Here is a 13,369-nt window from a genome sequence, read left to right as displayed (position 1 = left end):
TTTCCGATGCACTGGGTCGCCGCCGGCCGAACCGCGGGACATTTCCCCGACCGTCGCCTCGTCTCGACCGACAGATGCGCGAGGACGAGTTGGCGACGCGGGTGGTCGAGCACTTCCGGGCGGCCTTCGACGACGTGGATATTCACCTCGAAGAGCCGTACGACCACTACGGGAACCGCGGCGTCGCCGACGTGTACGTCCGGGTGCGGACGCCCGAGCCGGTGGACTACCTCATCGAACTCAAGGCCGACGCCGCCGTCCGCCACGCCACCGGCGCGAACGAGATACTCCGCCAGTACCGCCGCATGGAGCGCTACTTCTACAAGGACGACGAACACGCCATCCGGACGAAACTCGGCCGCGAGGGGCCGGGCGTCCACGCGCTGTTGCTGTTCGCGCCGACGAAACGCTGTGTCGAGCACGTCCGCGAACACGCCGCCCTGTACGAGTCGGTCGACCCCGAGGCGACCGTCGAGGGCGTCGAGGCCGCCCGCAAAGTGGCCTTTCTGACCAATCTCGACCGCGCGCCCGAGGGCGAACTCGGCTTCCTTTCTCTCAACGGGCCGCTCGCGTTCGACTCGGTCGCCTTCCGCGAGGCCGTCCCGTCGGGGTCGCGCCTCGCTGACGCCCTCTGGGGCGACGACTAGCGGACACGCTCATACACCCCCCGTTCGTAGGGGCGGGCATGGGAACGATTCGAGAGTCGGTTCGAATCCCGTTGGGGGACCTCCGTCAGCAGGTCGCTGACAGCTTCGGCGTCGCGGCGTCGCTCGTCGAGATACACGGCATCCGGCTCGAAGACGGGGCAATCGAAGTCGACGCGAGCTATCCGGACGGCGAGGACGTGCCGGTGGTCGAACTGTTCGTCACCGACCCGACAGGGCACACCGAGTCGTACGTCACCGAGTTGAACGGCGCGAAGAACCTCCTCATCGCCGGCGAGGACGTGCTCGTCGAACTCGTGGACTACGACCCCGAGCGCGGCGAGGTGTTCGTCTCGGTGAAACACCGACAGGACGGCGAGATGGTGACCGTCCTCGGCTGTGGGGAGAAATGGGTGATTCCGGTCGATCGCGACGGCGTCGAAGAGTCCATCCGCTGTCGGATTCAGACCGCCGTCGGGCCGACCCGCGACGACTCCTGACCGCGGCAGAGAATCGGAGCGCTACCCCTCGTACTCGACGTAGGAGACGCAGTAGCCCTCGGGAGCGATTTCGCCCGCGACGATGGCGCACGCGCCCACGCCGTCCCCGTTTTTGTCCTCGATGTAGTACCGACAGGTCGAACACTGCCTGCCCCCGCTCGGCTGGTCCTGATACGAGACGGCCTCCTGCGACGAGAGGCTGTCGGGGTTGCGCTGGGTGCCGTCGAGGGACGTGGCGGTCGCGTACTCCGCGGGGACGCCCCCGGTCGAATCCGACGACTCCGTCGTCGTCGCAGTCGTCGTCTCGGCCGCGCCGCCACCGCCGCCGGAACAGCCGGCCAACCCCGCCATCGCGGCGGTCCCGGTGAGCCAGATGAACCGCCTTCGGGTTCGCCCGGCGTCGCGGATGTCTCGGCTCCGCGTCGGTCGGTCGGTCGCGTCTCGGCGTGGCGTCCGCTCGTCGTCTGCCATACCAGTCTCTGACGCGCGGCGTCGGGAAAACCGAGCCAGCCGTTTCTCGCGTGGCAAGAATTGCGAACGCGTTGATGGTGTCACGCCGCTAAGTAGCACGGATTTGTGACTCGGACTGAGAGGGCCGAAATCCGGAGAGAGGCGCGCATCGCCCGTTTTGTGTGTCTTGCGTGTCTTGCGTGCCTCGCGTGTCTTGCGTGCCTCGCGTGCCGTCCGCGTCTCAGTCGTCGTCCGGGCGAATCCGGGCGAGTCGCATCGCGTTGCCCGTCACGCCCATGGTCATCCCGGCGTCGCCCGCGAGGACCGCGAGCGCGACCGAGACGTAGCCGAAGGGCACGCCGACCGCGAGGACGGCCTTGATGGCGAGCGACGCCCAGATGTTCTGCCGGATGACGTGGTTCGCCCGGTGGGAGAGTTCGTAGAGGTACGGGAGCTTCGAGAGGTCGTCGGCCATGAGGGCGATGTCGGCCGTTTCGAGGGCGGTGTCGGTGCCGGCCGCGCCCATGGCGACGCCGACGGTGGCGGTGGCGAGCGCCGGGGCGTCGTTGATGCCGTCGCCGACCATGGCGACCGAGCCGTACTCGTCGAGCAGTCCCTCGACGGCGGCGACCTTGTCCTCCGGGAGGAGGCCCGCGCGGACGTCGTCGACGCCGACCTGCTCGGCGATGGCGCGGGCGGTCCCCTCGTTGTCGCCGGTGAGCATGACGACCGAGAGACCGGCCTCGCGGAGTTTTGCGACCGTCTCGCGGGCGTCGGGGCGGACCTCGTCGGCGACGGCGACGAGGCCTTCGAGGTCGTCTTCGGTGCCGACGACGACGACCGTCTTGCCCTCGGACTGGAGGCGCGGAATCGTGTCCTCGACGAGGTTGAGACAGCCGTGGCGGTCACAGAGCTGTCGGACGTCCTCGGAAAGCTCCTCGCCGGGGCCGGTGACGTGGACGTGTTCGAGGTCGAAGCCGAGCTCCTCGAAGAAGCCGGGTTTGCCGGCGAAGTGCGGGACGCCGTCGAGGTCGGCGCGGACGCCCTTGCCGGTGACGCTCTCGAAGTCGTCGACCTCGCGGCCGGCGACGCCCGAGCCCTCGGCGTGGGAGACGATGGCCTCGCCGATGGGGTGTTCGCTCCGGGCTTCGAGACCGCGGGCGCACCGGAGCACGTCCTCCTCGGAGTTGCCGTTGAGCGGGACCACGTCGGTGACGGTGAGTTCGCCCTTCGTGAGCGTGCCCGTCTTGTCCACGGCGATGGCCTCGACCGAGCCCATCGCTTCGAGGTGCGTGCCGCCCTTGATGAGCACGCCGTTTTTCGCGGCCGACGTGATGCCCGAGACGACCGAGACGGGCGTCGAGATGACGAACGCGCAGGGACAGGCGAGCACGAGCATCGTGATGCCGTAGACGAACCACGTCACCCAGTCGAGGCCGAACGCCAGCGGCGGAATCGCCGCGACCGCGATAGCGACGACGACCATGACCGGGGTGTAGTACGACGAGAAGCGCTCGACGAACTGCTCGCGTTCGGTCTTGTTCGACTGGGCGTCCTCGACCATCGAGACGATGCGCGAGAGGGTGTCGTCGCCCGCGGCGGACTCGACGCGGACTTCGAGGTAGCCCGCCTCGTTGACGGTGCCCGCGAACACCTCGTCGCCCGCGGCCTTGTCGACCGGGACGGACTCGCCGGTGATGGGGGCCTGATTGACCGCGCTGTCGCCCGTGACCACCGTCCCGTCGACGGGGATTTTCTCGCCGGGCTTGACGGCGACCACGTCGCCGATAGCGAGGTCCTCGACCGGGACGACCGTCTCGACGCCGTCGCGGAGGACCGTCGCCTCGTCGGGCGAGAGGTCCATCAGTTCGCGGAGGGAGTCGCGCGTGCGGTCCATCGAGTAGCGTTCGAGGAGTTCGGAGACGCTGAAGAGGAACGCGAGCGTCGCCGCCTCGAAGTAGAGGCTCGTCGGCCCGGAGATGAGGCTCGCGGCCACGGCGCTGAGAATCGCCGCCGACATCAGGAAGTCGATGTCGAGACTGCGGTTCTTCGCCGAGTAGTAACCGTTGCGGAGGATGGCCTGCCCGCCGACCGCGGCCCCGAGGACGTACAGCAGTTCGGCGACCGTGAACGAGACGCCGAGGACGCTGGCGACGACGAGTTCCAGTCCGAGCAGGTACTCGGCGGCGATGCCCGCCGCGAGGAAGCCGCCGCTCACCCACGTTTTCACCGCGCGCGTACTGCGCCAGACGCTCTCGCGGTCCCCGCCGGCGTCAGTATCGGCGTCGGTGTCCACCTCGTCGGCGTCGGTCCCGGTGACCTCGTAGCCGGCGGCTTCGATGGCCGAGACGACCGCATCGAGGTCCGCGTCAGCCGCGAGCGTGACGACCGCGGTCCCGGCCGTCGGGCGCGTCTCGTACGACAGCACGCCCGGCGCGCCGCGAAGGGCGTTTTCGACCTTCCCGGCGCAGGAGGCGCAGTCCATGTCCGGGACGGAAAACGACACCTCGCGCGTCGAGGGGCCGTCTTCGACGGCGTAGCCCGCGCCCTCGATGTTGCCCCGGATGTCGTCGGGCGTGGTCCGGTCGGGGTCGTAGTCGACGACGAGCCTACCGGTCGTCACCCGCGGGTCGACGTCGCCGATGCCGTCGAGTTTCCGGACGCTCGTTTCGACCTTGCTCGCACAGGAGGCGCAGTCCATGTCCGGGACGCCGAACTCCGCGCGGGCCGAACCGTCGGACCCGCCGATGGGGTCGCCGGTTCCCGTCTCGCCGGGCGCTCCCGACGCCGACGCGGACTCGACCTCGCAGGCGTCGCCGCACCCGCACGCGTCGCCCCCCTGCGGGTCCGTGGACGCGTCCGCCCCCTCATCGAAGTCGGAGTCGGGGTCGCGCCCGTCGTGTTCGCTCATACTCGGCAGTAGCCGGTGACGGATTAATAATCCACCTGTTAGAAACCGGGGTTTTGCTATTGTAAATTCACAAATTATCTCCCTTTAGTTATTAATCAGAGGAACGGCGGGGACGCGGTCGGCAGTGAGATGAGCCACAGGCTGAGAATCGTGTAGAGAATCATCACCGCGACGAAGGGGAACTGGCTCCGGACGGCCTGCAGTCTGCTGGGGAAGGTCCGGTAGGCCTGCGAGTGCGCCACCCACACCGCGAGCAGGTGGCCGAGGAGGACGAATCCGACGTTCAGCCCGCCGAACCACGCGGGGAGCGTGAGCACGACCGGGTTCGACGGCGACGACAGCGGCGACGACAGCGCGTGGACGAGCATCGGCGACAGCGAGACGAAGAAGCCGAAGTAGTGCGCGAGGTGGTAGCCGGCGGCGATGGCGAGCAACGAGGGAGCGAATTTGACCGCGAGGTCGAGCGGCGTCTCGAAGGTGTCGATGCGACGGGCCGTCACCCGCGCCGCGAGGACGTAAAGTCCCAGGAAGACCCCGAAGCCGCCGAGGTAGAGCAGTCCGTAGACGAAAAGCGGCGGGAGTCCGACGCCCGCGAGCCACCGGACGGCCGCCGCGCCCTGTTCGGTCGTGACGAAGCCGCTGAACGTGAGTTCCCAGACGAGGACGACCGCGACGGCCACGTCGCCGAGGTCCGTCAGGTCGTCGTCGGTGACGAGTCGCATCCCCGGCAGGCGGACGGAGAGGCCGTCGTCGTCGAGGCGAACCGGCGCGACCCGGCCGTAGAAGTGCAGGAAGACGGAGACGGGGTCGACCTTGTCGAACCACGCGTCCGCGCCGACGACGACCGCACCGGCGAGCGTGACGACCGAGTAGGCGACGAGCGCGGTCGCGAGGACCGACGGCCGAGTCGTGACGGCGGTCGCGGTCTCGACCCAGACGAGCGCGAGAATCCCCGCCACCGCCGGCCAGCGGCCGAGCCGCTCGGGATAGCTGACGAAGCCGTTCGGAACCGCCGAGACGACGGTTCGCCACGGGTTCAGCGCGCGCCACGTGTCGGCGACGAGGTACGAGAGCATCGTGTAGCCGGCGCGGAGTCCGGCGAAGACGACGATGACGGCGAAGCTGACGGTCGGAATCTGTGGGCCGGTGTACCCGAGGTACACCGCGAGCGCGAGGACCGCGAGACCGAGGACGCCGCCCGCGACCCGGAGCGCGCGCAGGACGCCGTCGGAGACGCCCGCTTCGGGGCCGGTCTGCCACAGGTGGACGCGCTCGATGAACCGGCGGTCGGTGACGAAACTGGCGAGGAGCGCGGACGCCCCGACGGTCGCGCCGCCGGTGGCGAGATAGAGCCACCGCGGGACCGCGAGGTTGTCCTGCGACGCGCCCGCGAGGCCGACCGCGGCGTTGCTCGCGGCCGCCGGGTCCGCGAGGAGCGACAGCAGACTCGCCAACAGGAGGCCGAGACCGAATCGCCTGAGGCTGGTGGGTCGGAGTCGGGTCATGATGCGAAGACGATAAACAGCATGAGGAAGCCGAAGTACAGCAGGACGAGGACGCCGAGCGCCCGGATGCGGAACGACTTGAGCTCGTCTTCCTCCTCGTAGTACGCCTCTCGATACGCCTCGACCTCCGCGGCGTCGAGGTCGTCGGGGTGTCTCGCGCCCCGGTGGAGGACCAGCAGTCGCTCGGTCGGATACGCCTCGCCGCACGCTGTGCAGGTGTGGCGGTCGCGCGTCGCGTCGGTGTCCGTGGTCATCCGATAGTCACTCGAAGTTCGGAGGGGTTGGCTTCTGAACGTTTCCATCGCGGGCGTCCGCGTCGGGCGGTGAGGGTCGAAAACATCGAAGCGCCGTCTCAGACCTCGAAGCGCATCGGCTCGAACGTCATGAACGCCGTCTCGTAGCCGTCGTGGCGGGCGACCTGCGGCGGCACGTCCACCGAGAGCGTCAGCGCGTCGCCGGGTTCGACGCCCTCGACGCCCGCGCCGTAGTGGTAGCTGAGGTCGGGGTCGAGCGTCCGGGCGAGTCGCGCGCCGTCGAGGACCGTCGTTCCGCCGCGTTCGAGCGTCGCTCTGACGCCCATCATCGGCAGGACGAACTCGTTGTGCGGCGTCCGCGCCGAGACGTAGAGGTACGCGCCGTCGACGCCGAACCGGGAGCCGTCGTCGACGACGAAGGCGTCGAACAGGGCGTCGGCGCTCGTCTGCCGGCCGAGGTGGCGACCGGGGAGGTCGCCGACGGCGGGCGCTTTCCCGGTCGGGACGCCCATCATCTCCATCGCGGGGACCGCGCCGCGCGACCCGGCCTCGTCGCCGAGTCGCCGCAGTTCCACGTCGTAGAGGTCGTCAGTCTCGAACGCGAACTCGAACGTCGCCGTCTCGGCCGACTCGAACCGCCCGGCGAACGAGCCGGTCCGGGAGAGCGAGGTGCCGCCGACGTGGACGCGGGCCTCGTAGTCGCCCTCGCCGTCGAGGACGTAGTTCGAGCCGTAGTGCATCCCCATCTGCTGGGAGAGCATCGGGTAGGCGACCTCCTCGCTCACGAGGTCGCCGTCGCGGAGAATCTCGATGGAGACGCCGGCGTCCAGCGGGAGGACGGTCCCCGTCTCGGCGTCCCACAGCGACGCCATGAGGTGAATCGAGTCGTCGGCCTCGACGACGGTCTTCTGAAGCTCCGAACCGGCGGCCGTCCAGAAGCGGTGGGGATACGAGTAGGTGAGCGCGACGCCGTACGGTCCGGCAGTCGTCTCCCCGTACATCTTCATCCCCTCGGTGATGGCGGGCAGATAGACCGCGGCCGGCCGGTCTTCGACGAGCGGCGGGTCGCGCCACGCCGACTGTCGTTCGAACCCGCCGAGACACCCCGCGGTCGCCGCGAGGGTTCCGATTCCGAGCGTCTTGATGGCGTCTCGTCGTTTCATGGTATCTCGGACCTCGTCGGCCCGCGTGGTGTGCCGCCGCGCGGAACCCGCGAGACGGTGATTGGCTCCGCTAGCGGCCCGGTGCCAATGTCGGTTGCGCTTCCCGGTCGGCTTTCGAGGGGCGTGTCGTCGTTATCAACCGACGGTTCGCCGCATCACGTTTATAACCCCGCTCGCGCTCCGTTCGAACGATGAACGACTCGCCGCTCGACGGTCTCGACGCCCGCGCCATCGCGCTGGCGTACCTCGGCTTCGGGACCGCCGGCATCCTCGGCGGCGAGTTACTGCTGTCGACCGTGTTGGGTTCGACCCCGACTCCCGCGGCCAAGGTCGTCGGCGGGCTGGTCTTCGTCGCCGTCTCCACCGCGTTCGTCTGGGTGCTCGTCGCCCGGAAGGACCGCCGAATCGAACGCCAACGGGCGTCAGTTCGGTCGTCGCTCGACCAGCTTCGCACCGTGGTCGCCGCGTCGCCGGTGCCGATTACCGCGGTCACGCCCGAGGGACGCGTAACGAGGTGGAACGACGCCGCCACGGAGACGTTCGGCTGGGAACGCGAGGAGGTGCTCGGCGAGCGAATCCCCTACGACGCGAGCGAAGGCGGTGAGAACAACGAAAGCGTCGAGGAGATTATCCGGCGGACCATCGCCGAAGACGGCCTCTCGAACGTCGCGGTCGAGCGACGACGCGCGAACGGCGACCACGGAGAGTTCCGCCTCTCGACGGCGGTCATCCGCGACGCCGACGGCGAGGTTTCCGAAATCGTCGGCGTCTTCGTCGACGTGACGGCACAACAGCGCCGGGAGCGGCGACTCCGCGAGTTCGAGCAGGCCGTCGAGCAGGCGGGCCACGCGATTTACCTCACCACGCCGGACGGAGAGATTACGTACGTCAACCCGGCGTTCGAGGAGACGACCGGCTACGACGCCGCGGAGGTCATCGGCGAACCGGCGTCGATACTCAGTTCGGGCGAGATGCCCGAGACGTACTACGAGCGGCTGTGGCGGGCCGTCCAGTCCGGCGAGACGTGGCAGGAGCGAATCATCGACCGACGGAAGGGCGGCGAGCTCTACACCGCGATACAGACTATCGCGCCCATCGAGAGCAACGGCGACATCGACGGCTACGTCGCCATCCAGTCCGACGTCACCGAGTCGGAGCTGACCAGACAGCGGCTCGGCGTCCTCAATCGGATGTTCCGGCACAACCTCCGAAACCGGATGAACGTCATCGAGGGCTACGCGGAGCTGATTCGCCAGAACGAGGCCGCGGTCGCCGACGAGGAACTCGCCGATGCCGCCGAGGCCATCGTCGAGGCGGCGGGAAACCTCGCGTCGCTCTCCGAGAAGGCACAGACGGTCTCGGACGCCCTCGAATCCGAGGGAACGCCGCGGCGCGTCTCGACGCTCGTCGAAGACGCCGTGTCGCGGGCCGAATCGGCGTATCCGGAGGCGACGATGCGGACGGACATCGAGACGGGACTCCACGCGCGAGTCGACAGCCGCGTCGGCGCGGCGCTCGACGAGCTAATCGCGAACGCGCTCAAACACGGCGGTGAGACCGTTCACATCGACGTGTGCCGAACCGAAGACGACGACTCGAAACTCGTCGTGCGAGTCGCCGACGACGGCCCGGGCATCCCCGACGAGGAGTGGCGAGTCATCAAGCGCGGCGAGGAGACGCCGCTCGAACACGGGACCGGGATGGGTCTGTGGCTGGTCCACTGGGTCGTCAAGAAAGCGGGCGGGAGCATGGAGCTGGAGCCGTCTCGCCTCGGGGGAGCGGCCGTGACGCTGAAGCTTCCAATCGGGTCGGAGCGGCCGCGGCCGTGGTTTCCGACCGACGAGTGACCGCGTCTAGTATTGCGTGACTAGAACAATTCTAACGCCGAGCCCCGAGTGGTGATACCCGTCGAGCGAAGCGACCGGTCAGGCGTCGAGGAGTTCGACGAGGTTCCCCTCGGGGTCGCGGACGAACGCGATTCGCGTGCCGCTTTCGGTCGTCTGCGGTTCGCTGAGCGTCTCGGCGTCCGACGGGAGTTCGGCGACCGCGGCGTCGACGTCGTCCACCGAGAGCCCGAGGTGGGTCGCGCCGGGGCGGTTGAGCGTCGGCTCGTCGGCGTCGGCGCCGACCGGGTCGTATTCGACGAGTTCGACGCGCACGTCGCCGCCATCGAGGTGGGCGAACCGCGCCGACGCGCCGTCGACGGAGACCGCGGTGGCGAACTCTTCGCCGCCGACTTCGAAGCGGGAGACGACCGGCAGGTCGAGCGCGTCGCGGTAGAATTCGAGCGTCGAATCGAGGTCGCGGACGGTGATGCCGACGTGGTGGGCGTTGGTGTTCACGGTTCGTCTGCGCGCGCAGAGCCTCAAAGGCGCTTCGCTCGGAACGCGGAACGCGAGGCGGCGGCGTCGACGGAACGTCCGACCCCGCGCCGCCGCCGGAGACCGTATCGCATATACCCGCTCGGCCGCCCACGTAGGATACGATGGAACCGAGAGGTGCGCGACGCGAGGTGGTGCGACCGTGAGCGAACCGTTCGTCGAATCGCTCCCCGGACGGGCGGTCCCCAAGTCGTTCGTCGCCGAGCTCGAAACGAAAGAGGCGATTCAGCAGGCCGTCGCGGTCCGCGGCTACAACATCGAACGCGACGGCGAGACGGTTCAGCACGCCTATCAACTGGTCGTGAACGTCCGCGGGAAGTACATCCTCGGCCTCCACCTCTCGAACGGGACGTGGCGGGTCGTCTTCGACACCCGCGACCACCCGAAACTCGCACAGGAAGGCCCGCGGGCGGCCTACGAGGCCGTCCACGACGCGCTCTACGAGCGCGCGCCCTCCGACGCGGAGATAGATTTCGAGTCGACGCCGCGGTTCTGGAACGCCTCGCAATAGGGGCACAGGCGGCTCTTTCGGCCGATTCGACGGTCCCAACTCCGTGAGCGGCGCGTGTGAAACGCGCGTGACCGGCGCGCGCCGCGGCCGACGACCCGCCGGCACCCCACACCACCGTGTCCGCAGAAACCCGAGGCGTGACGGTTCGAACCGGCGTGTCACGCGGGCGAGAGAGTCTGATTCGGGGGTGTCGAGCGCCAACGGGCCAGTCCGCCGCCGACCGCATCCTCCGATGGTACGCAGGTGGGATGGAACGGCTTAAATCCCGAATTCGGGCGTTAGGAGCGCCCTAACCCCTCGAATAGACCGGTAAGCCACTGCGAAATTAAATATATCCAGAACATACGGAAGGCCAACAGGAGCCGGAACAATGTGGCCGCTCGCGGTCCCGTGTGGTGGGCACGAGGTGGGTCTGAGGCCGGTCCTGGGTAGAACAATGGATATCAAGAAATTCCTTAGCGAATCACGCGCAGTCTCGCCGGTCATCGGCGTCATCCTCATGGTCGCGATTACCGTCATCCTCGCGGCCGTCATCGGTACCTTCGTCCTCGGTCTCGGCGACCAGGTCGGCGACACCGCCCCGCAGGCGAGTTTCAGCTTCGACTACGACGATGACTCGAACATTCTGACCATCACGCACGAAAGCGGTGACGCCATCGCCTTCGAACGGCTGAGCGTGTCCGAAAACTCGGATGCGAGTGTGACCGACGAAATTACCGGCGACGCTAACAGCGACGGCAACATGAACGCCGGTGACACCATCGCCGTCGATTTCGGTTCTGATCTCGACGACGGCGACGAAGTGCGCCTCGTCTGGACCTCCGAGTCCGGCTCCAACTCCGCGACCCTGCAGACGTACACGCGCTGAACGGTCCGCGGCGACACAGCCAAGCAACCTCGACTTTTTCGACCGTTACTCCGTGAGCGACAGCACCATCCGATTCTGGTACCAATCACGCATGAGGGGTGAAACGCCTTCTCAGTACTAGTTTATAGCTTCGGAGAACGTCAGACTATCTGTTAGGTTAGAACGCAGGCGTTGGAGGACCGATTCGAATTTTTCTCAACGGTCGCCTCTCGTCCGGCACACCTAGGAGAAACACAACTATGCAAATCAAGACAATGTTCACGGAGTCCCGTGCAGTCTCGCCGGTCATCGGCGTCATCCTCATGGTCGCGATTACAGTCATCCTCGCGGCCGTCATCGGTACCTTCGTCCTCGGCCTCGGCGACCAAGTCGGCGACACCGCCCCGCAAGTGAGCTTCAGCTTCGACCACAACAGTAGCAATGGGGACCTCGTCATCACCCACGAGAGCGGCGCTTCAATCGACCCGGCTCGCGTGACCATCGCAGGACCGATTGACGAAGACGGGGACGCCTGGGACGAAATCGATACGACTGCGACTGAGATATCGGCAGGGAGCTCGGTTACCGTTGGAGCGACAGGTGACTCGTTCGAATCTGGTGAAACCGTCCGCGTCGTCTGGACCTCCGAGTCCGGCTCCAACTCCGCGACCCTCCAGCGCTGGACCTACAACGCGTAAGCCGGGTCGCTGAATCGGAACCGACCCCCACCGAGCCCCGTTCGGACTAACGATTTCTTTCGGACCCGTCCCGCAGAGACATCCGTATCTCGGTGTTTAGTATTGTATTCTTAGAACAAACTTATTCGTCGGCAGTACGTAGGGTCGGATAGAGAGTCCATGTCCAGCGACCCACCCGCCGTCGCCTTCCTCCGCGAGCACCGCGAGGACGTCGCCGGCCTCGCGGCGGCGCTCGTCGGCCACGACACGCAGAACCCGCCGGGAGACACGCGGGAGCTCGCGTCGTGGCTGGAATCGTTCTTTTCAGACCTCGGTATCGACGCCGAGCGCGTCGCCTCGGACCCGACGAAGCCGAACCTCGTGGCGACGCTCCCGGGCGCGACAGACCGGATGCTCGTCCTGCTGGGCCACCTCGATACGGTCCCGTTCGATGCGTCCGAGTGGACGCGCGACCCGCTCGGCGAGCGAGTCGGAGACCGGCTCTACGGGCGCGGCGCGACCGACATGAAAGGGGCAGTCGCCGCGATGCTCGCGGTGGCGAAGGCGTACGTCGAAACCGACACGGTGCCGGCGACGACCCTCGTGTTCGCGTTCGTGAGCGACGAGGAAGTCGCCGGGAACGCGGGGATGCCGACGCTACTCGACCGGCGCGGGCTCGACGCGGACGCCTGCGTCATCGGCGAGACGACCTGCGAGAGCGACTGCCACTCGGTGACCGTCGCCGACCGCGGGAGCATCTGGCTGGAACTCGAATCGACGGGGACCGCCGCCCACGGCTCCCGGCCGATGCTCGGCGAGAACGCGATTCACCGGCTCTACCGCGCCGTGAACGACATCGAATCGACGCTCGGCGAGGTCCGGTTCGACTTCGACCCCGCGGTGCGGGCGCTCGTCGACGAGTCCGTCGAGTACTACGCGCCGCGGTTCGGCGCGGACGCGGCGCGAGAGCTGTTCGAGCGGCCGTCGGTCAATTTGGGCGTCCTCTCGGGCGGCGACCGGGTGAACGTCGTCCCCGCCGCGGCGCGGGCGAACCTCGACATTCGCGTGACGGCGGGCGTCGAGACGGAGGCGGTTCTCGACACGGTCCGGGACGTAGTCGCCGGCCACGACGGCGTCGAGATTTCGGACGCCGACTGGTCGGTCGGGACGTTCGAGGACCCCGACGACGCGCTGGCGAACGCCGTGAGTTCGGTCGCCGAGAGCGTCACCGGCGGGCGCGTGTACCGCCGAAGCGCGACCGGCGGCGGCGACGCGAAACGGATGCGAAACGCGGGTATCCCGACCGTCGAGTTCGGCCTGGGGACTGAGACGGCCCACGCGGTCGACGAGTTCACCACGGTCGGGGCGCTCGTCGGCAACGCCGAGGTGTACGCCCGCCTCCCCGACGAGCTGTTGCGGCAATTCGATAGTGGTACCGGAACGTTTGATTCGACAGGCGCGACATCAGCAGACACGACTCCTTCGCGGCGCGACCGGCGAGAAACGAACTCGCGATGACACCCGAC

Annotated in this window: 13 protein-coding genes; 7 read left to right on the top strand and 6 right to left on the bottom strand. The window is 67.8% G+C overall.

The window, feature by feature from the left end:
* Nucleotides 1-74 precede the first annotated feature (74 nt).
* Together C438_RS03030 and C438_RS03025 are read left to right on the top strand one after the other, a co-directional pair.
* On the top strand, nt 75-647 hold the full coding sequence (locus C438_RS03030; RefSeq protein WP_004967786.1) for a hypothetical protein: 573 nt from the start codon (nt 75-77) through the stop codon (nt 645-647).
* A 38-nt stretch (nt 648-685) separates the two neighbouring features.
* Nucleotides 686-1,144, top strand: a complete 459-nt coding sequence (locus tag C438_RS03025) for a hypothetical protein (protein WP_004967785.1) — start codon at nt 686-688, stop codon at nt 1,142-1,144.
* A 21-nt stretch (nt 1,145-1,165) separates the two neighbouring features.
* Here C438_RS03025 and C438_RS03020 read toward each other — a convergent pair whose 3' ends face one another.
* From C438_RS03020 to C438_RS03000, 5 genes are all read right to left on the bottom strand, one after another.
* A complete protein-coding gene (locus tag C438_RS03020; protein WP_004967784.1) occupies nt 1,166-1,615 on the bottom strand; it encodes a high-potential iron-sulfur protein in 450 nt (149 codons plus the stop codon).
* 220 nt (nt 1,616-1,835) lie between these two features.
* Nucleotides 1,836-4,505 (bottom strand): heavy metal translocating P-type ATPase, encoded by a 2,670-nt coding sequence (locus C438_RS03015; RefSeq protein ID WP_004967783.1) that lies wholly within the window; start codon nt 4,503-4,505, stop codon nt 1,836-1,838.
* 95 nt (nt 4,506-4,600) lie between these two features.
* Nucleotides 4,601-6,010, bottom strand: a complete 1,410-nt coding sequence (locus C438_RS03010) for a hypothetical protein (protein WP_004967782.1) — start codon at nt 6,008-6,010, stop codon at nt 4,601-4,603.
* A complete protein-coding gene (locus C438_RS03005; RefSeq protein ID WP_004967781.1) occupies nt 6,007-6,264 on the bottom strand; it encodes a hypothetical protein in 258 nt (85 codons plus the stop codon). The genes C438_RS03010 and C438_RS03005 overlap by 4 nt, the downstream gene beginning before the upstream one ends.
* Before the next feature lie 98 nt (nt 6,265-6,362).
* The gene (locus C438_RS03000; RefSeq protein ID WP_004967780.1) at nt 6,363-7,427 is read right to left on the bottom strand and encodes a DUF7350 domain-containing protein; all 1,065 of its coding nucleotides are present in this window, start codon (nt 7,425-7,427) and stop codon (nt 6,363-6,365) included.
* A 191-nt stretch (nt 7,428-7,618) separates the two neighbouring features.
* Here C438_RS03000 and C438_RS02995 point away from each other — a divergent pair, with 191 nt between their 5' ends.
* Nucleotides 7,619-9,274: a PAS domain S-box protein gene (locus C438_RS02995; protein ID WP_004967779.1), complete on the top strand. Its 1,656-nt coding sequence runs from the start codon at nt 7,619-7,621 to the stop codon at nt 9,272-9,274.
* Between the two features lie 78 nt (nt 9,275-9,352).
* Here C438_RS02995 and C438_RS02990 read toward each other — a convergent pair whose 3' ends face one another.
* Nucleotides 9,353-9,769, bottom strand: coding sequence for a VOC family protein (locus C438_RS02990; RefSeq protein ID WP_004967778.1), 417 nt, complete (start codon nt 9,767-9,769; stop codon nt 9,353-9,355).
* Nucleotides 9,770-9,950: 181 nt separating this feature from the next.
* On the opposite strand from C438_RS02990, the gene C438_RS02985 reads away from it, so the two are divergent.
* From C438_RS02985 to C438_RS02970, 4 genes are all read left to right on the top strand, one after another.
* Nucleotides 9,951-10,319: a hypothetical protein gene (locus C438_RS02985; protein ID WP_004967777.1), complete on the top strand. Its 369-nt coding sequence runs from the start codon at nt 9,951-9,953 to the stop codon at nt 10,317-10,319.
* Nucleotides 10,320-10,755: 436 nt separating this feature from the next.
* Nucleotides 10,756-11,187 carry a type IV pilin gene (locus tag C438_RS02980; RefSeq protein WP_004967776.1) on the top strand — a complete coding sequence of 144 codons (432 nt, stop codon included), beginning with the start codon at nt 10,756-10,758 and terminating at the stop codon, nt 11,185-11,187.
* Between the two features lie 239 nt (nt 11,188-11,426).
* The gene (locus tag C438_RS02975; RefSeq protein WP_004967775.1) at nt 11,427-11,864 is read left to right on the top strand and encodes a type IV pilin; all 438 of its coding nucleotides are present in this window, start codon (nt 11,427-11,429) and stop codon (nt 11,862-11,864) included.
* Nucleotides 11,865-12,023: 159 nt separating this feature from the next.
* Entirely contained in the window at nt 12,024-13,361 is a 1,338-nt protein-coding gene (locus C438_RS02970) for a M20 family metallopeptidase (protein ID WP_004967774.1), read from the top strand.
* Nucleotides 13,362-13,369: the final 8 nt, after the last annotated feature.

The sequence above is a fragment of the Haloferax denitrificans ATCC 35960 genome (genome assembly GCF_000337795.1).
Classification (GTDB): domain Archaea; phylum Halobacteriota; class Halobacteria; order Halobacteriales; family Haloferacaceae; genus Haloferax; species Haloferax denitrificans.
This window is presented reverse-complemented; position numbering and strand designations above follow the sequence as displayed.